This window comes from Bacteroides sp. ET336 (assembly GCF_024733815.1).
GTDB lineage: Bacteria > Bacteroidota > Bacteroidia > Bacteroidales > Bacteroidaceae > Phocaeicola > Phocaeicola cellulolyticus.
Genome location: NZ_JANRHK010000013.1, coordinates 68,300 through 88,260, shown reverse-complemented (window position 1 = coordinate 88,260; position 19,961 = coordinate 68,300). Strand labels below are relative to the sequence as shown.

The window sequence follows — 19,961 nt, the reverse complement described above, 5'->3', positions numbered from 1 at the left end:
GATTAAAATTTAAAGGATTTATACTACTTGTCGGATACTTTTTTGGTACCTCTCAATATCTCTCTTTTTCCTCCAGGAGGACCGGCAAGTCGTTCTACGGTGAAGCCTGCTTTCTGAAGCATACGTCTGACAACTCCTTTTGCGCAATATGTGGTCAGTATCCCGTTGTCGTCAAGCACTTCATACAGATTGTCAAACAGTTCCTGACTCCACATCTCAGGTTGTTTTTCAGGAGCAAAGGCATCGAAGTATATAATGTCGTATCCTTTCTTGAAATGATATTCAGTGAAGTCGCCTTCAATCTTTTCTATTGTGAAATATTCCGAAACTGTTTGTGGAGAGTTCCATGCGGCACTGTGGATAGAATAAAACAGTTCGCTTTCTTCCGGCGCGATAAGTTCCGGATAGTCAAGCCGCTTTATTGTTTCCATATTCAGAGGATATTTCTCTATTGTGGTATAGAAAATATTTCTTTTCTCTTTCTGGGCCTCGAGAGATGTCAGGAATGCGTTTAATCCTGTTCCGAACCCAATTTCGAGTATGCGCGGAATTGTAGCCGACGAGTGTTTCAGTCCCATATTGATAAATATGTGTTTCGACTCTGTCAGTGCTCCTTTCACCGAGTGATAGTGTTCGTCCAGTTCCGGTACGAACAATGTATAACTTCCGTCTGCAGTCTTTTCTATTTCCATAACCTAAATTCTATATAGTTTGTTACAAGGATATCAGCTTTAGGGTTGTTGCCACCAGAATGGCATATCTGGCAAGTTTTCCCAAAGTCATGGATATTGCAACTATAATCGCATTAGCTCTCATAAGTCCCAGTACTACCAGTATGGCATCGCCTATCACAGGCAGGAAGGACAGAAATGCTATCCACGATCCTTTGCCTTTGATAAACCTCTCGGCCTTGTCCATCTGTTTCTTTTTCACTCCAAGATACTTTTCTATCCATTCCATTTTTCCAAGATGTCCTATCCAGTAGCATGTCAGTCCGCCAAGAGCGTTTCCTGCCGTTGTGGATAGTGTGGACAGTACAGGGTCAAGTCCCAGTCCTATACATGCCAGCAATACTGCCTCCGAACTGAACGGCAGTACTGTCCCTGCCAGGAATGCCGATATGAACATTCCCCAATATCCCCATTCTGTAAGAAACTGAAGCATTGTATCCATATCCACTTAAAATCCTATGTTAGATGAGAAATGTATCATTACGTTATATGCAGCCATCATAGCTATTATAACCATTGATGCTATCATAAATATATATGTAAATTTGTTTGTCTTCTGTATCATAATATATCCGTACAGGATGGCACACATGGTGATTATCACAGGCAGTATGGATTTCAGCATAACAGGCTGTGCAATCATAAGTATTGTTTCATAAATACCTATTGTGTTTATTACTCCTATGATGATTCTGTTTCTCACCTTGTCGCTTTGCGATGTCATTATGCTGCTGACACCGCTTACAGATGACAATAACAATATGTATCCGGTCGTTATAATTTGTGGCAATGGTATAGTTCTGTAAGCTTCGATATTCCACTCGAATATATTATTGAAGTATGTAAGGACAGTAAGACTGTTGCCAGCGTATATGTCGTATCCGGATATAATCCAATATGGAATACATAAACCTATTATGCCTGCAAAGAATGTTCTGACACTCAATGTCCTTAGCTGAGACATGACGATGAATATCAGTGGTGCCGATAGGATTATCCCCGGTTCTATGAGACTTCCTATGCTTAACCATAGAAAGGCATGGAAAATATATGACGGAACATTCTTTGATTCATAACTCCTCAGAAGACAGTAAAGGCTTCCCATGAAAAGCAACAATATCCAACATTCCCCTTTGCCGTATTCATGTATGCACAGCGATGATGAATAAAGTATTGTAAATAAGGCAGAGGGCAATGACGAACGGCTTCTTACCAAAACAAATGATGTGTTAAGCTCAATGAGAAGATATGTGACAAATCCTCCTGTCAGGAAAGGGATGATTTCCATCTTGTCATTAAATGTTGTTACCCATAAAATGACAGATAATATGATAGCTACCGGAAGAGTCAGTCTCCCGGTAGCTATCTCATATTGAAAGCGGTTACGCATGATATATTATAAATCGAAACCTATGTCTGAACGGAAATATTTCTTCTCGAACTGTATCTTGCCGGCGTTCTGGAACGACATAGCCAGGGCTTCTTCCTTGTTTGCTCCGTAAGAGCTTACAGCGATGACACGTCCTCCGGCAGTTACTACCTGTCCGTCCTTAACAGCTGTTCCGGCATGGAATACTATACTTCCTCCTGCTTTAGCATCTTCTATGCCGCTCATAGGGAATCCTTTCTCATATGCTTCAGGATAGCCTCCTGATACCAACATAACGCATACAGCCGAGCGTGGGTCTATCTCAAGAACACGCTGGTCGAGGTTGCCTTCTGCAACACCCTCGAGCAGGTCAACCAGGTCGCTCTTGATACGGAGCATTACGCTTTCTGTTTCTGGGTCACCCATACGTACGTTGTATTCTATCACCATTGGTTCGCCCTTCACGTTGATAAGTCCGAAGAAGATGAATCCCTTATAATCGATACCTTCTTCTGCAAGACCTTCTACTGTAGGACGTATGATACGGTCTTCCACCTTCTTCATCCATTCTGCATTTGCAAACGGAACAGGTGAAACAGAACCCATACCTCCTGTGTTAAGACCTTTGTCGCCTTCGCCGATACGTTTGTAGTCTTTTGCTTCAGGCAATATCTTGTAGTTCTTTCCGTCTGTAAGAACGAAAACAGAGCATTCTATACCACTAAGGAATTCTTCGATAACAACTGTGGCAGAAGCACTTCCGAACATACCGCCAAGCATTTCCTTCAGTTCCTTCTTAGCTTCTTCCAGTGTAGGGAGAATCAATACACCTTTTCCGGCACACAATCCGTCAGCCTTAAGTACGTATGGAGCTTCAAGAGTCTCAAGGAAAGCCAATCCTTCTTCAAGGTTTTCGGCTGTAATGCTCTTGTAGCCTGCCGTAGGGATATTGTGACGCTGCATAAATCCTTTTGCAAATTCCTTGCTTCCCTCAAGCACTGCACCGGCTTTAGAAGGGCCTATAACTGGGATTGATTTCAATGCTTCGTCGTCGCGGAAAAAGTCATATACACCCTTTACCAATGGATCTTCCGGACCTACTACCACCATGTCAACCTTGTTTTCAACGACAAACTGTTTGATGGCATTAAAGTCGTCAGCCTTGATAGCTACATTTTCACCAACTTCGCGTGTTCCGGCATTTCCCGGAGCGATGTACAATTTCTCAATTTTTGAGCTTTGTGCAATTTTCCATGCCAGAGCATGTTCGCGGCCGCCTGAGCCAAGTAGTAAGAGTTTCATATTATATTTGGTTTTTAAGTTTTAAAGTTCTTAATTAGTTGACAAGTTGACGAGTTGACAAGTTAACGAGGCTTCAATTCGGATAGAGAACCTTGTCAACTTGTAACTGATACCTTGTTATCTTCATTTTAAAAAGTCATCAAAGTATCTCGAAATGTGTTCATGCAGATGAACTCTTTCTGTTCCAATCATGTTATGTCCTGATTCAGGATAAACGAAGAAGTCAGGATGTGTTCCTGCATCAATGCATGAACGCAGGAAAGTATAGCTGTGCTGAGGAACGCATGTCGGGTCTTCTCCGCCGATAATAATCAGCAGTCGTCCTTTCAGGTTTCCAGCTTTCAGGTTCAGATTAGAATTCTTGTATCCTTCCGGGTTTGTTTCCGGTGTGTCCATGTATCTTTCGCCGTACATCACCTCGTAGTATTTCCAGTCGATAACAGGACCTCCGGCTACACCAACCTTGAATATTTCAGGATAAGTGAGCATAAGGTTTGTAGTCATGAATCCTCCGAAGCTCCATCCGTGTACCCCTATCCTATTGGCGTCAACGTATGGAAGTGATTGCAGCATCTTTGCTCCTTCCACCTGGTCTTTCATTTCCTCCACACCAAGCTGACGGAAAGTACAGTTTTCGAATTCCCGTCCGCGATTGTCGCTTCCACGGCTGTCAACTGTAAGCATTACATATCCTTTCTGTGCCATGTACAAGTCCCATCCACGAGCATCGTAGAAACGAGTGTTGTGTATCATCTGTGCGTGAGGACCACCATACACGTAGATAATAGCAGGATATTTCTTGTTAGGGTCGAAGTTAACCGGCTTGATAAGTCTGTAGTAAAGATCAGTCTTACCGTCTGCAGCCTTGATTGTTCCAAGAGTTATCTCAGGCATATTGAATTTCTCAGGCATTGGGTCGCTTGAAGTGAAGATAGTGACACCCTTTTTGCCGTTTGTAGGCAATATGCTTGTTTCGCCTGCTACACTGAACGAAGTCATGTTGTCGATGATATAAGTACCACCGGCAGAGAGTTGTGCTCTGTGGTTACCGTCTTCCTTGCCAATCAGAGTACGTTTGCCGCTCTTTATGTTGAGGCTGTAGATGTTAGTCTGCAAAGGTGAAACCTCTGTAGATGCAATGATGATTTCCTTTTTCGCTTCGTTGAAACCGAGGATATCCTGTACCAGCCAGTTGCCTTTGGTGAGTTGTTTTACCTCTACATATTCTTTGTATTTGTTCATACCTTCTATCAGTTCCAATGTGACAGGTCTAGGTTTCTTTGTATCGAACAGATACAGATGGTTGAAGCCGTCTCTCTGGCTCTGGTAGATAAATTTTGTTTCATCCCAAGGCAGGAATGTAAGAGGATGCTGAGGCTCAACATATTTAGGATGAGATTCTTCGTACAGTACACCGATTTTTTTACCTGTCTCGGCATCGTACTTAACGAGTTGTGCATAGTTCTGGTCGCGGTTCACTTCTATCACATAGATGTTTTCCTCGTCCGGAGCCCATGATATGTTTGTGAAATATCTGTCAGTAGGGTCGCCTGCATCCAGATAGACTGTCTTTCCGCTCTCTGGATTATATATACCTACGGTTACCTTATGGCTTGTCATGCCTGCCATAGGATATTTGTCAGGTTCTAGGGTTGCTGTACGTGTAGTGGTATTCACTTGCGGATAGTCTGTCACCATACTCTGATCCATGCGGTAGAAAGCAAGATATTTCCCTTCAGGACTCCAGAATGTACCCTTGTAAATACCGAATTCATTACGGTGTACAGCCTGTCCGTAAACGATATCGTGTATATCGTTACCACCGCATGCGGCTTTCTCAATGTTGATGTCAGGATTAACCTGCTTGTCTGCTATTTTCTCGGAAGCTATATGTAGGTTGTCGCCCACTGTATATGCCACAGTCATGCTTTCCTTGCAGAAATCAATATTGGCAGCTCCCTTGTTTATTTTGATAGCCGATTTTACAGCCTTGTCTTCGAAGTCATAGACTATGATGTTACCATCGTGCGAGAGAAGTATTTCCTTTTCCTCTCCCCAAGGCATTGAAGCACCCATGAGCGAACGTAGCTGCTTGATACCCTTAGTCTTTTCGTCAGCCTGTAATGCTGTATTTATTTCATCCAAGGTGATGATAGTCTTTTCTTTTCCGTTCTTTTTGTCGATAGATACTATCTCTTCCACTCCTGTGCGGATACATACGTCGCCCCACCATTTCAGACCTGACATTCTTTTCGGAATGAGGTTGAAATAGTTGTCACCTCCCGGTATTACATCCTGTAGTGTGAACGAAGTCTTTTCCTGTGCCAGGATTCCTGTAGTAGGGATATTAAGTGCCATTATACTCAATAGGGTTATAATTTTGTTCTTGAGAATCATGTTTTTCCTGTTACGTTATAGAATCGTTTTAAAAATATGAAACCTTGCTGGGTAAAACCTTACCCGGCAAGGATATGTATTAATCAACGTTGTTTTCTTCTGTTGACAACAAGTCTTCCGGCTTGCGTCTGCTGTGCATATATCTTGGTACAGGCGCGCCTTTAGGACGTCCGTCGTCTGTTGACGGGCGTGGAGTGCGTGGCTTGTTTTCGTCGCGGTATTTGAATTCGCTCTTTCTTTCGCGTGTGAATTCTTTTCCGTCGCCAGCTCTTCTACCTCTGAATACCGGTTTTGCATCGCCGTCTTTACGGTCTCTTCTATCGCCTTTGTCGTTGCCGAAAGGTTTTCTGTCCTTGCGGTCACCTTTGCCGAAATCAGGTTTATCACTCCTTCTTCTTGGTCTTTCGCTTCTTTCTTCGCTCTTGGCCTTGAAGTTCTTGCCTTCTTCACCGCTTCTGAATGCCTTGAACTTACCATCGAACAGCTGATATTGGCGGAACTGACATTCCAAAGCACCGTTCATCAGACGTATTTTCACACTTGGCTTAAGTCCTATCTGGTCGAAACATTCGTCACGGTAGCTCAATATCCATGCATCGTTACCGGTGAAAGCATGTTTTAGTCTCTCTCCTATCATCTTGTACAGACCAAGCAGGTCGTCCGATGAAATTCTTTCACCGTAAGGAGGGTTTGTAATGATGATACTCTTTTCTGCAGGCTGTTCAAACTGCTGGAACGGTTGGATTTTCAGTATGATATCCTTGCTCACTCCGGCAGCCTTGACGTTGTGAGTGGCAATCTCATTTGCCTTAGGATTGTTGTCATAACCGTATATCTTATGGTTGAATTCTTTTTCCTGCGAGTCGTCGTTATAGATTGAGTCGAGAAGTTCACGGTCGAAGTCTTTCCATTTTTCGAATCCGAATTCTTTGCGGAACACACCCGGAGCTATATTGCGTGCTATCAGTGCAGCCTCGATAGGAATGGTACCCGAACCGCACATAGGGTCGATAAGGTCGCACTCGCCTCTCCAACCTGTCATCAATATCATTCCGGCAGCAAGGACCTCGTTAAGCGGAGCCTCAACCTGTTCCTGACGGTAACCGCGGCGGTGAAGAGATTCGCCGGAACTGTCAAGTGAAAGAGTACACTCGTTTTCAGCTATGTGAATGTTTATAGCCAGGTCAGGTTTGTTTATACGTACAGAAGGACGGTTTCCAGTCTTTTCGCGGAAATAGTCCACAATGGCATCTTTCACCTTGTACGCAACGAATTTTGAATGGCGGAATTCTTCCGAGAATACTACAGCATCGACACTGAAGCTGCTCATATTGTCAAGATATTCATCCCATTCAATGGCTTTTACGGCGTCATAGACTTCGTCGGCCGAGTTTGCAGTGAAATGTTTGATTGGTTTAAGAATACGGATTGCGGTACGGAGGCAGAAGTTTGCTTTGTACATCATTGCCTTGTCACCTGTGAAGGAAACCATGCGGCGACCAATTTCAATGTTGCCGGCTCCTAATTCTGTGAGTTCTTGTGCCAATACTTCTTCCAGGCCTTGGAATGTTTTGGCGATAAGCTCGAATTCTTGATTCATGTTTGAAAAAAAATTACGTAATTTTGTTTTAGGGTACAAAATTACGTAATTTCAGTCGCTTAATCAACGATTTAACTGTGTTTCTTATAATAATTCTATAAAAGCGTCCACGTCTTCCTCGCGTGTGGCCCAGCTGGTGACGAATCTTACCACTGTTTCCTTCTCTCCGCGCGGTCCCCAAAGTTCAAAACCTGCGAATTGTGAGAGCCTGTCTATTTCGGCATTTGGCAGGCAGACGAACTGCTGGTTTGTAGGCGAGTCGATATGGATTTTATATCCTTTGTCCTTGAAAGCCTGTTTCAGCTTCATTGCCATTCGGACAGCGTGTTTTGCGATGTTCAGGTATAGCCCGTCGGTGAACAGAGTCTCAAACTGGATTCCCTGCAGTCTTCCTTTTGCCAGCAATGCACCATGTTGTTTTATCAGAGGAAAGAAATGAGGCAGACGTTTCGGATTTGCTGCCACTACAGCCTCACCGAAGAGGGCACCAACCTTTGTTCCTCCTATGTAGAACACATCACACAGCCTTGCCACATCTTTCAGTGTTACATCAGTTCCTTCTGCCGCCAGACCGTAACCTAGTCTTGCTCCATCCATATAAAGTGGAATATCTGCCTTGCGGCATACGCGGCTGATGCTTTCCAGTTCTTCAAGTGTGTATAGTGTTCCGTATTCCGTAGGATGAGAGATATAAACCATTCCCGGGGCAACCATGTGTTCGTAAGTCTCGTCGCGGTAGAAATCGGATATATATTTCTCTATGTCCTCAGCCTTGATTTTGCCTTCATATTGGGGTAGAGTCAGCACTTTGTGTCCTGTAGCCTCTATCGCTCCCGATTCGTGAACATTGATATGTGCGCTTTCGGCAGCCAGTACTCCTTCGTGATGTCTTAGCAGTGCGTCTATAACTGTGGCATTGGTCTGTGTACCTCCCACAAGGAAATGTACGGCAGCTTCAGGTTGTCCGCAAGCCTCTCTGATAAGCTGTTTTGCTCTCTGTGTATATTGGTCGGAACCATATCCTGTGGTATGTTCAAGATTGGTCTCCATAAGCCGGCGCATCACTTCCGGGTGTGCCCCTTCCATATAGTCTGTATAAAAGTATAACATTGTTGAATGATTTTATAATTCGTGTGCAAATATATGCATGATAACTCTTATATAGTAGAATTTATCAGTGATTAATGTTGAAAAATATCTAATTTTGCAGTGTAAATTTATGAAGACGATATGACAAGTTTGCACAATGCCAAATATCATATTCTGGCGATACTGACGGTAGCTGTATGGGGAACAACATTTATATCTACAAAAGTTCTGATAAACAATGGTTTGACTCCTCATGAGATTTTCTTTATACGCTTTGTTATTGCGTATATCGGAATATGGTTTATTTCGCCCCGCAGGATATTTTCAGAGAATGTAAAAGACGAGCTTACTTTACTGGCTGCCGGACTGACCGGTGGTACACTGTATTTTATCACGGAAAATACGGCTTTGCAGTTTACTCAGACCACTAACGTGGCTTTCATTATATGCATAACTCCGCTGATAACAACCGCTATGTCTCTTTGGGTAAACAAAGACAGTAAAGTGGGGCGTGGATGGGCTGTAGGATCATTAGTCGCACTGGTTGGTGTGGCTATTCTTATATTCAACGGCAGTGTCATTCTGAAGTTGTCGCCCGTAGGAGACTTGCTGACACTTGCCGCTGCATTGTCGTGGGCATTCTATAGCCTGATAATAAACAAACTTTCGAAGAAATATAACTCGGTCTTTATTACACGGAAAGTTTTCTTTTACGGAGCTTTATGTGTTCTGCCCACATTTGTAGTCAATCCGCCTTCATTCCCTGTCGAAGGTTTTCTTCGCCATGAGGTATTTCTTAACATAATGTTTCTTAGTGTTTTGGCCTCACTTGTATGCTTCGTTGTATGGAATGTAGTACTGATGCGTATAGGCACTATAATGTCATCAAACTATCTGTATCTTAACCCATTGTTTACAACAGTTGCAGCGTCCATATTTCTTGATGAAACCTTGACCGGCTATGCTGTAGCCGGTGTTATATTGGTAATGCTTGGAGTATATATTGCTGCCAGAAAAGGGTGATTGCTGATTTTGAGTTTATTTTTTTATTTTCCTGATATTTCCTGATTGTTTTAATGTTAGATTGAATAAATTTCTTATTTTTGTAAATGTTGATTTATAGGGCCTTATGTGTTTTACTTTGGAATTTAATAACTATATGAAATAATGGAAAGTAATATTATAGAAAAGCATGAAGAAGACATATCTCCGAAAGTAGTAAATATGTTTGAGAAAGTACGGGGGAAAATTATAAGTCTTAGGAATAGTCAAGTCATACTTGATTCTGATATAGCTGAGTTATATGATGTTGAAACCAAGCGAGTGAATGAGGCTGTAAAAAATAATAAGGATAAATTTCCTGACGATTATATGTTTCAATTAACAAATGAGGAAGTGATATATTTGCGGTCGAAAAATTCGACCGCAAATATATCGCCCAAATCCCGTGTCCTCCCTAAAGCTTTTACGGAAAAAGGTTTGTATATGTTGGCTACTATACTTAAAAGTAGGCAGGCTACGAATGTAACATTTGCTATAATAGAAACTTTTGCTACTGTACGTCAGTTAAAAAGAGAATTGGTGTCATTACATAAAGAAAGCGGTGTAAAAGACCAGCAATCCAGGATGAAACATTTTGGAGAAATGTTATCTAATATAGTTATGCCCGATTTGGAAACATCTGAAACGGAATCTAGTCTGGAAATTAATTTTTTGATAGGCAAGATTAAACATACTGTTAAACGTATAAAAAGACAAAATGATTCAGATTTGACTGAAATGAAGTAAACTATAAATCTATAATTGTCGAAAGTAAGGTATATCCTGAATAAATTCCATATCTTTGCGATACTTACTTCTAATAACTTATATATGAAAAAATCTATAATCACATCCTTGGCATGTATGCCATTCCTTTCTTTACTTTCGGCACAGGACAGACCGAACATCATAGTATTTCTGGTTGACGATATGGGACTGATGGATACTTCCGTACCCTTTATTGTAAATAATGACGGTGAACCTGAAATGCAGCCACTTAATGAGTGGTATAGAACTCCGAATATGGAGCGTCTAGCTTCACAAGGAGTACGTTTCTCTACGTTTTATGCACAAAGCGTGAGCTCGCCGTCTAGGACATCGATGATGACTGGACAGAATGCGGCACGACATCACACGACAAACTGGATTAAATCTGAAAGCAATAACCGTGATACTTACGGGCCGTATGAATGGAACTGGACAGGACTTAAACGTACTGATATGATTTATCCACTTGTACTTAGTAAGGCAGGCTATAAGACGATACATATCGGTAAGGCGCATTTCGGATGTTTCGGCAGTGAGGGTGAAGACCCTATTAAACTGGGTTTTGATGTGAATGTGGGAGGTTCATCCATAGGTGAACCGGGAAGTTATCTGGGTGAAAACGGATATGGACATATTGCCGGTAACAGAAAAAGGGCTGTACCTGATTTGGAAAAATATCACGGTACTGATACTTTCCTTTCAGATGCGCTTACTATAGAGGCGGTTAAGGAAATACAAAAGGCTGTGGCAGAAGGAAAACCTTTCTATCTGAATATGTCGCATTATGCGGTACATACTCCGCTGGATATCGATAAGCGTTTTATAGATAATTACCCTCGCACAAAGAAGGATGATGCACGTGCTTTTGCCGCGCTTGTGGAAGGTATGGACAAATCGCTTGGTGATTTGATGGACAAGCTGAACGAAATGGGAATAGCCGAGAACACTATGATTATATTCCTGGGCGATAACGGCAGTAACGCTCCTCTTGGTGACGCGGCCGATTATGGCTCGTCAGCCCCGCTGAAAGGTAAGAAAGGGGCAGAATACGAGGGAGGAGTGCGTGTACCGTTCATTGCCGCATGGGCTAAACCTGACGATACAAACAAGTTCCAGAAAGAATATCCTGTCGCACGCAATTATGTACAGACGCAGATGGGTACAATTATGGATATCTACCCTACTGTGCTTTCCATTGCAGGTGTAGAGGCTCCGGAAGGTCATGTACTTGACGGAAGCGACCTGAAGAAACTTTTTGCCGGAAAGAAAGACAACACTCGTAGGGATGATTTATTGATACATTTCCCTCACGAACACCGTGGAAATTACTTCACCACGTATAGAAAAGGTGACTGGAAACTGATTTATTATTATAATCCTGATAAAGACGGTGTCCCATCGTATAAACTGTATAATCTGGCTGATGATCCGTATGAGAAAAAGGATGTGGCATCGGAGAATAGTGATAAAGTAAGAGAACTGTGTAAATTGATGGTGAAAAGACTTGAACTTGAAGGTGCCCAATATCCTGTGGGAAAAGATAATAAACCATTATACCCCGTTATACCATAAACTGCTGTTAATCATTTAATAATATCATTTATGAACAAATACTCAAGAACAATTTCTCTGATAGTCTTTCTATTGTTTTGCAAAGCTTTTGTAATGGCATCGGGCAATAATGGCATTACAGATATAACCGTAGATCAGGGATTTCTGACTGCAGGAAAAGGCAATGCAGACCATATTCTGTTGAGAATAAACCTTAAAAGGGATTTGCTTAGGGAAGCTCCTCTCCTATCAGGTTTGAGAATTTCGCTTGACGGAACTACTGACTTCAATGATGTTTCATCATTGAAGGTTTATGCTACGCAAACTCCTTTCCTTAACGGCGATATTAAGGCTTATTCATTGTTATTGGCTGAGGCCGGTGCTTCGGCAGAAAACAGTCTCGATATTTCTTTTTCTTCGGATTTCATGCCGTTGAAGGAGGTAAACTATCTGTGGCTTACTGCAGATATTTCGTCTGAGGCAAAAGCCGGAAACAAGATTGATGTCAGGTGTGAAGGTTTGTTGTGCAAGGATGGCTCGCTCATGTCTGTAGAATCTGGAAATCCAAAAGGTATTACATGTATATACGACAGACAGACCATGCTGTTCAATCCGTGGGACAACGGGTCTGAATTCTACAGAATTCCGGCAATGATAGTGCTTGAGAATTATTCCCAGAATAAAGGTCGCATACTCACTGTGACGGACAGACGTTTTAACAGTAATGCCGATTTGCCTAATAAAATAGACCTTGTAGCTAGACATAGCGATGACAATGGGGCTTCGTGGAGTGAAACCAAGACAATAGCCGGAAATTATAATCAGGGACCGGACTATGGATATGGCGATGCGGCAATTGTAGAAACGGAAAGCGGTAAGGTGGTTTGTCTTATGGCTGCCGACCGACAGTTCCAGCGTTCTACCTATGACGACCGTATTAAGGTTTATCAGACATCCAGCAATGATGGTGGCGAAACATGGGAGCAGCCTCACGAAATATCTGATGCGATATACGATGCTGTATATAAAGATGCTCCTTCAAAGCTTCAGGGTGTGTTTGTCACTTCCGGAAAGGGACTGTGCCTTAAACATCAGAAAAGAAAATCTGTGAATGGAAGAATTCTGTTTGTAATGGTTTGCAAGTTCACGGACGGCCCTTACTGCAATTATATAGTATATTCTGATGATGAGGGAAAGACATGGAATGTGTCGAAAGAAGCGGCTTTTATTGGCGGTGATGAGGCCAAGCTGGTAGAGGAACATGACGGTACGGTCGTGATCTCTACACGCCGTAGCGGAGAACGCGGATTCAATGTTTCGCACGATGGCGGACTTACATGGGGAAAAGGTTATACTAACAAGGATTTGTGGGGCAACAGCTGTAATGCCGATATGCTGGTATATTCCAAGGATATATATCTGCATACAATGCCTAACGCTGAGAACCGCAGTAATCTGACGATTTATGCCAGCAAGGATAAGGGAAAGACATGGCCGTACAAATACGTGTTCAACAGCCTTCCTGGAGCATATTCCACTATAGTGAAATGTGAAGATGGCTCAATAGGTATATACTATGAGGATGGAACAATGAGTGACCATTATTCGATGAACTTTATTTCCATGCCATTGGAATGGATTTTAAGATAATATTCTGATTGCTTTATAAACAAAAAACTCCGGTACTGTTCTAAGTGTGAAGTACCGGAGTTTTTGGCTTTATATATTCTGTTTTATTTTCTTTGCACTATGCGTGCACCTGCCGGAACGCTTTCTGTAACCCAGATGTTTCCTCCGATGGTTGCCCCCTTTCCTATCGTGATACGTCCCAGTATTGTAGCGTTTGAATATACCACTACATCATCTTCAAGTATAGGATGTCTTGGTATTCCCTTTATAGGATTTCCGTTTTCATCCATTGGGAAACTCTTTGCACCGAGGGTAACACCCTGATACAGTTTCACATTGTTGCCTATGATACATGTAGCCCCTATTACTACACCTGTTCCGTGGTCGATAGTGAAGTGATGCCCTATTGTAGCCCCCGGATGTATATCAATACCTGTTTCCGAGTGTGCCATTTCAGTTATTATTCTTGGTATAAGAGGAACGTTCAGAGTATATAGCTCGTGTGCTATTCTGTAGTTTGTAATCGCTCTTATAATCGGGTAACAGCAGATTATTTCGCCAAAACATGTCGCGGCAGGATCGCCGTAATATGCAGCTTCCACATCCGTAGCAAGAATACTCCTTATTTCAGGAAGGCGGCTGATAAATTCAGATGCAATATGGGCAGCCGTATCGCGGCAAGGTTCGTCTTTTGTTTCCATTCCGTTGTTCTCCACTCCGAAGCACAGACCGGCCTGAATCTGTTCGGTAAGCAGTTCGAACAGTCTTTCCAGATTGACTCCGATATGGTAGTTTATGTTCTGGCTGTTGATATTCGACTTTCCGAAATATCCCGGAAACAATATTGCCCTTGACAGGTCGATGATTTCTTCCAGGGCTTTTCCCGAAGGTAAAGGCTCTCCGTCCTTATGTTGGTGGAAAAGTCCGCGGTAAGAGTTGTTGTCCGACAATTTGTCAACAATGTCTGTAAGTATATGCGAATAATCAAATAAGGTCATATTGCTCTGATTTTTATTATATTATTGGCAAAAGTAAAGTATATTTTCTTATTTCGGTAATAAAATGAATATTTTTTGACTGAAAACGTGTTTTGACATAAAATAAAAATACAGTAAATTTGTTCCGCATTAAAATTTATATCCATTATGCCGATAAAAAAGAATAACAATCCTTTTGCTTTCAAGGCCAAGCAGGGAGCAAAGAAAAAAAGCAGTGGCAAACGTATTGGAAAGTCCAAGCCGGAAAAGGCTAACAATCAGTTGAACAGACGTGTGAAATAAAAAAATGATACGATACATGCAACAGTCGCGGCATGATCGTATCATAACTATGATATGGTAATTATTAGAAGTGTCCCTAAAAGAATTTCAATTCATATTTTATTTCGAAGCAAAATTAGGTAACTGATATTACATTTTTGTTTTCTATTTGTTACATCTGTATTTTTTAATTTTTATAGCCGGATATTTTAAGGGCTTCTACAGGATGGTCTGTAGTGATATAATCAACATTCAGTTTGAGCATGTTTTTGATATCTTCCGTATTGTTTACTGTCCATACGTTTACTTTCATACCCAGCTCGTGTGCTTCTTTTACCCATTCAGGCTTTTTTTCGAATACTTTGTAATGATAGTCTATACCATTTATTCCCTTTTCCTTAAGCTCTTTAGGTGAGATATCCCCATTCAGATATGCTATCTCGGATTCTGGAGTTAGTTGTGCCAGGGTCTCACAAATGTATTTGCTGAATGAAATGTATTCCACTTGTTTTTCCATTCCTGCTTCCTTTACCATTTTAACGGCTTTCTCTGAAATTTCCTTTTCCTGTTCTTTTGTCTTGTGAGGCTTGATTTCCAGTATCATCTGTATATCCTTTAACTTCTTTCCTTCTGCAAGATATTCTTTCAGTGTAGGGATTTTTTCTCCGTTCTTCAGCTTTATTCCGTTAAGTTTGCTGTAAGGAACTTCGGCAATTGTTATTCCGTTTACGTTGTCATCGTGGTTCACTACAATCACTCCATCACTTGTGAGCTGAACATCAAATTCCGAGCCGTAAACTTTGGCTTCTGCAGCTTTCTTCAGTCCGGTAATTGAGTTTTGGGCAGAATTCTCTGTTTTCCAGTATCCGCGATGAGCTATTATCTGTGTCTGTGCCTGTGCAGTGTAAGTCATGAATGCCAGTGTGCATCCCAAAAGAATGTTTTTTAAATTCATAATTTCAGTATGTTGTTTTATTATCACAAAAGTAAAATTAATTTTGTATGAGCTGAAATTATTGATATTAAATTTGTATATCTTTTTATTTTCAAACTTATTACAAAATATTGGAATATGTTATATCTGGACGTATATGGCACTCCGCCGTACATTTTATATGGCGCAGTATTATAAAAGATAAAAATAGTATTACAAGTTATTTTACTAAAGTATTATTTTTGTGGAAAACTTTAAAGATATGAGAAAAACATTGTTAGCAGCACTCATGCTGATGCAGATGGGCGCATGGGCAAAAGTTGATTTGCCCGAAATTTTGAGTGATAATATGGTATTGCAGCAACAGACCGAAGTTAAACTTTGGGGAAAAGCCAAGGCAAATGCCGAAGTAAGTATCAGTCCGTCATGGACAAACAATATATATACCGTGAAAACGGATAATGACGGAAAGTGGATTGCAGAGATACAGACACCATCGGCAAGCTATACACCATATACCATAACACTTTCAGACGGAGAGGTGACAACTTTGAATAATATATTGATAGGAGAGGTGTGGTTCTGTTCGGGACAGTCTAATATGGAAATGCCTCTGGCTGGTTTCTGGAATTGTCCGATAGAAGGTGCAAACGAGACTATAGCAACTGCTTCACAATGGAAGGGGATACGTGTTGCCACAATAGAGAAAAACGGTCAGTTGGAGCCTGTAGATAGATGTAAAGGAAGTTGGAAGGTAAGTAATCCGGCTAATGCAGGTGCTTTCAGTGCTACAGCATTCAATTTCGCCATGATGATGAACCGCGTGCTGGATATTCCTGTGGGAATTATAAACTGTAGCTGGGGTGGAAGTACCGTAGAGGGCTGGCTTCCACGTGACATCGTATCGCAGTATAAGGATATCAATCTGAAGAAAGACATCCGTAAGGAAGACGGTCATGACTGGTGGCATTACATGAGTCCTACGCTGATGTACAATGGTATGCTCAAGCCGCTACAGAACTACACTATAAAAGGCTTTCTGTGGTATCAGGGAGAATCTAATGTAGGAAAGCACAAAACATATCCTGAGCGCCTGAAAACGATGGTAGAACTATGGAGAAAGGAGTGGGGGCTTGGTGAACTTCCATTCTATTATGTAGAGATTGCTCCTTTCGGTTCGCGTGAGACTAACGGCAGTGCATTGCTTCGCGAAGCGCAGTTCAAGGCACAGTCAATAATTTCAAACAGCGGTATGATTTCCACCAACGACCTTGTAGAAGAGTACGAAAAGGACAATATCCATCCAAAGGACAAGACAGATGTGGGTAAACGTCTGGCATACATGGCATTGAGCCGCACATACGGATTCAAGGGAATGGAAGATATGGGCCCTGTATATAGGTCAATGGAAGTAAAAGACGGTGCTGCAATTCTTTCGTTCGATCATGCAAAAGACGGTTTCAACCACCTGAAAGGTATGGAAGGATTTGAGATTGCCGGAGATGATAAAGTGTTCTATCCTGCAGAAGCAGAGGTATATAACAATCTTCAGATAAAGGTTAAGTCGGACAAGGTTAAGAATCCGGTTGCAGTTCGTTACTGTTTCCGTGATTTCAAGCCGGGTAATGTGGCAAATCTTCGTGAGCTTCCTATGTATCCGTTCCGTACTGACAATTGGGAATAATATAGGTTTGTAATATGAATTAAACGCTGTTTAAACAGTATTTTAGAGGTTTATAAATACTGTTTAAGCAGCGTTCTTTATTATTATTACTTTCGTCCGAAATCGGCAGGAATTTCGCCCCACAAGTCTGTTTGCCATTTCAGGATAGGAGTGGAGTAGGAGTTGTTCTTCAGCCAGTTCTCGGCTCTTTCTATATACTTGAACAGTTCCTCTGTTTTGGCATTTCTCACAAGATTAGTCTTGCATTTCTTTTGTTTCACCCACAGCTGAGCGTTTCTGCTGTCCGAATATATAGGCATGTCAAGACCTTTCTGTTTCAGCAGTGCCAGACCGTGTACTATTGCAAGGAATTCACCAATGTTGTTAGTTCCATACACAGGTCCGAAATGGAAAATCTGTTCTCCGGTGCGTAGATAGACACCGCGATACTCCATCATACCCGGATTTCCGCTACATGCGGCATCTACGGCTATACATTCGAAGTTGAAATTCTCCGGAAGATTTGCTTCCTGTTTTTTGGCAGTGCTTTCTCCGCTTTTTCTGCCGGGAGGGTTCATGAACTCATGCGCAGGTGAAGCAAAGGCGTGCTCTGCTTCTTCCCTCGTATTGAAGGATTTGTAGAGCGCGCCTTTGAAACCTTTTATCTGGAGCTGGCAGTCAGTCCATGAGTCATATATCCCCGGATTTACACCTTTCCAGACTGTATAATATTTCTTTCCTGCCATTATTACATTCTTTCAGGTACTTCGATACCAAGAAGTCCCATGGCCAGTTTCACAACCTTTCCTACGTTCTTGCTCAGTGCAAGGCGGAACACCTTAAGAGCCTCGTTTTCTTCGCGCAGGATGCTGAAATCATGATAGAACTGGTTGTATTCCTTAACCAGGTCGTAGGCATAGTTGGCAATGATAGAAGGATTATAGTCGCTTCCTGCCTGTGCCACTACGTTTCTGAAGTCGGCAAGCATCTGTATCAGACCTTCTTCCTTAGTGCTTAACTCAATGCCTGTATTAAGTGTTTCAGGAATGTTTATACCAGCTTCTGCAGCCTTTCTCAAAATAGACTGGATACGTGCATAAGTATATTGGATAAATGGTCCTGTATTACCGTTGAAGTCGATAGATTCCTTAGGATTGAAAGTCATGTTCTTTCTGGCATCTACCTTCAGGATGAAGTATTTCAATGCTCCAAGACCTACTATACGCGCTATATCATCGGCTTCTTCCTTAGTCAGACCATCAAGTTTTCCAAGCTCAGCGCTTGTTTCCTTTGCAGTTTCAATCATTGCTTCCATCAGGTCGTCGGCATCGACTACAGTACCTTCGCGGCTCTTCATCTTACCTTCTGGAAGTTCCACCATACCGTAAGAGAAGTGTACAAGGTCCTTACCCCATTCGAAGCCAAGCTTGTCGAGCAGTATTGAAAGAACCTGGAAGTGATAGTTTTGTTCGTTACCCACAACGTAAATCATCTTGTTGATAGGGTAGTCCTGGAAGCGAAGTTTCGCTGTACCTATGTCCTGAGTCATATATACGGATGTACCGTCACCACGGAGCAAGAGTTTGTGGTCAAGGCCTTCGGCAGTAAGGTCGGCCCATACAGAACCGTCTTCTTTTCTATAGAAGAAACCTTTTTCAAGACCTTCCATAACCTTTTCCTTACCTTCCAGATAAGTTTCAGATTCGTAGTATATCTTGTCGAAGCTTACGCCCATCATCTTGTAAGTCTCGTCGAAACCTGCATATACCCAGTCGTTCATCATCTTCCACAGGCCGCGTACTTCAGGATCATTAGCTTCCCATTTACGCAACATTTCGCGTGCTTCAAGCATCAGTGGAGATTCTGCTTCAGCCTTAGCCTTGGCTTCTTCCTCGTTCATGCCTTCAGCCATGAATTTAGCGGTAAGTTCCTTTACCTCAGCTTTATAATGCTTGTCGAATGCCACATAGTAATCACCAATCAGGTGGTCGCCTTTCTTGCCAGATGATTCAGGAGTTTCGCCGTTACCGTATTTCAGCCATGCCAGCATAGATTTGCAGATATGGATACCACGGTCGTTCACGATGTTTGTCTTTACTACCTTGTTGCCGTTTGCAGCCATAACATTAGCCAGTGCGTTACCCAGCAGGTTGTTACGCACGTGTCCAAGATGCAAAGGTTTGTTTGTGTTAGGCGATGAATATTCAATCATTACCAATGGAGATTCGTCTGTAGCGTTCTTTATACCCCATTTTTCGTCCTTGTTGATAGTATTAAGCAGCTCGACCCACACGTCCGATGCAATAGTCAGGTTCAGGAATCCCTTTATCACATTGAATTCCGCTATTGCCGGTTCGTTCTGTTTCAGATATTCACCTATTTCCTGTGCAGTCTGTTCAGGGCCTTTCTTTGACATTTTCAGGAAAGGGAACACAACCAAGGTTAAATGACCTTCGAACTCTTTCTTAGTCTTCTGCAACTGTACCATCTTTTCAGGCACTTCCTGTCCGTACAGTTGCTTGATACCTTGCAGTATCGCTGCTGTCAGCTTGTCTTCTATCTTCATTTATTTCAGTTTTTATTGTTTATCCGGATAATAATGCTGCAAATGTACTAATAAAAAGTGAT

At 42.0% G+C, this 19,961-nt stretch carries 17 protein-coding genes; 6 read left to right on the top strand and 11 right to left on the bottom strand.

The window, feature by feature from the left end; genetic code table 11:
- Nucleotides 1–23 precede the first annotated feature (23 nt).
- From mnmD to NW213_RS11925, 7 genes are all read right to left on the bottom strand, one after another.
- Nucleotides 24–692, bottom strand: coding sequence for a tRNA (5-methylaminomethyl-2-thiouridine)(34)-methyltransferase MnmD (gene mnmD, locus NW213_RS11955; RefSeq protein WP_258322912.1), 669 nt, complete (start codon nt 690–692; stop codon nt 24–26).
- A 22-nt stretch (nt 693–714) separates the two neighbouring features.
- Nucleotides 715–1,173 carry a YqaA family protein gene (locus NW213_RS11950; protein ID WP_154043686.1) on the bottom strand — a complete coding sequence of 153 codons (459 nt, stop codon included), beginning with the start codon at nt 1,171–1,173 and terminating at the stop codon, nt 715–717.
- Nucleotides 1,174–1,179: 6 nt separating this feature from the next.
- Complete coding sequence (locus tag NW213_RS11945) at nt 1,180–2,121, bottom strand: hypothetical protein (protein ID WP_258322911.1); 942 nt, start codon at nt 2,119–2,121, stop codon at nt 1,180–1,182.
- 6 nt (nt 2,122–2,127) lie between these two features.
- The gene (gene purD / locus NW213_RS11940; protein WP_258322910.1) at nt 2,128–3,402 is read right to left on the bottom strand and encodes a phosphoribosylamine--glycine ligase; all 1,275 of its coding nucleotides are present in this window, start codon (nt 3,400–3,402) and stop codon (nt 2,128–2,130) included.
- A 123-nt stretch (nt 3,403–3,525) separates the two neighbouring features.
- Entirely contained in the window at nt 3,526–5,760 is a 2,235-nt protein-coding gene (locus NW213_RS11935; RefSeq protein ID WP_375338142.1) for a DPP IV N-terminal domain-containing protein, read from the bottom strand.
- A gap of 118 nt (nt 5,761–5,878) precedes the next feature.
- Nucleotides 5,879–7,399, bottom strand: a complete 1,521-nt coding sequence (locus tag NW213_RS11930) for a class I SAM-dependent RNA methyltransferase (RefSeq protein ID WP_258322908.1) — start codon at nt 7,397–7,399, stop codon at nt 5,879–5,881.
- Between the two features lie 84 nt (nt 7,400–7,483).
- Nucleotides 7,484–8,509 (bottom strand): low specificity L-threonine aldolase, encoded by a 1,026-nt coding sequence (locus NW213_RS11925; protein WP_258322907.1) that lies wholly within the window; start codon nt 8,507–8,509, stop codon nt 7,484–7,486.
- A gap of 120 nt (nt 8,510–8,629) precedes the next feature.
- Here NW213_RS11925 and NW213_RS11920 point away from each other — a divergent pair, with 120 nt between their 5' ends.
- From NW213_RS11920 to NW213_RS11905, 4 genes are all read left to right on the top strand, one after another.
- Entirely contained in the window at nt 8,630–9,511 is an 882-nt protein-coding gene (locus NW213_RS11920) for a DMT family transporter (protein WP_204394218.1), read from the top strand.
- 144 nt (nt 9,512–9,655) lie between these two features.
- Entirely contained in the window at nt 9,656–10,276 is a 621-nt protein-coding gene (locus NW213_RS11915; RefSeq protein ID WP_258322906.1) for an ORF6N domain-containing protein, read from the top strand.
- 84 nt (nt 10,277–10,360) lie between these two features.
- On the top strand, nt 10,361–11,869 hold the full coding sequence (locus NW213_RS11910; RefSeq protein ID WP_258322905.1) for a sulfatase: 1,509 nt from the start codon (nt 10,361–10,363) through the stop codon (nt 11,867–11,869).
- Nucleotides 11,870–11,899: 30 nt separating this feature from the next.
- Nucleotides 11,900–13,498, top strand: coding sequence for a sialidase family protein (locus tag NW213_RS11905; RefSeq protein ID WP_258322904.1), 1,599 nt, complete (start codon nt 11,900–11,902; stop codon nt 13,496–13,498).
- An 83-nt stretch (nt 13,499–13,581) separates the two neighbouring features.
- On the opposite strand, the gene NW213_RS11900 is transcribed toward NW213_RS11905, so the two are convergent.
- Nucleotides 13,582–14,475, bottom strand: coding sequence for a serine O-acetyltransferase (locus NW213_RS11900; protein WP_154043696.1), 894 nt, complete (start codon nt 14,473–14,475; stop codon nt 13,582–13,584).
- Between the two features lie 147 nt (nt 14,476–14,622).
- Between NW213_RS11900 and NW213_RS11895 the strand changes: the two genes are divergently transcribed.
- Nucleotides 14,623–14,757, top strand: a complete 135-nt coding sequence (locus NW213_RS11895; protein WP_258322903.1) for a hypothetical protein — start codon at nt 14,623–14,625, stop codon at nt 14,755–14,757.
- 166 nt (nt 14,758–14,923) lie between these two features.
- On the opposite strand, the gene NW213_RS11890 is transcribed toward NW213_RS11895, so the two are convergent.
- Nucleotides 14,924–15,691, bottom strand: a complete 768-nt coding sequence (locus NW213_RS11890; RefSeq protein ID WP_258322902.1) for a glycerophosphodiester phosphodiesterase family protein — start codon at nt 15,689–15,691, stop codon at nt 14,924–14,926.
- Nucleotides 15,692–15,932: 241 nt separating this feature from the next.
- On the opposite strand from NW213_RS11890, the gene NW213_RS11885 reads away from it, so the two are divergent.
- Nucleotides 15,933–17,354 carry a sialate O-acetylesterase gene (locus NW213_RS11885; protein WP_258322901.1) on the top strand — a complete coding sequence of 474 codons (1,422 nt, stop codon included), beginning with the start codon at nt 15,933–15,935 and terminating at the stop codon, nt 17,352–17,354.
- A gap of 86 nt (nt 17,355–17,440) precedes the next feature.
- Here the strand turns inward: NW213_RS11885 and NW213_RS11880 are convergent, their stop codons facing one another.
- Both NW213_RS11880 and argS read right to left on the bottom strand, forming a co-directional pair.
- Nucleotides 17,441–18,079: a viroplasmin family protein gene (locus NW213_RS11880; RefSeq protein WP_204394207.1), complete on the bottom strand. Its 639-nt coding sequence runs from the start codon at nt 18,077–18,079 to the stop codon at nt 17,441–17,443.
- A gap of 2 nt (nt 18,080–18,081) precedes the next feature.
- A complete protein-coding gene (gene argS / locus NW213_RS11875; RefSeq protein ID WP_204394205.1) occupies nt 18,082–19,899 on the bottom strand; it encodes an arginine--tRNA ligase in 1,818 nt (605 codons plus the stop codon).
- Between the last annotated feature and the right edge of the window lie 62 nt (nt 19,900–19,961).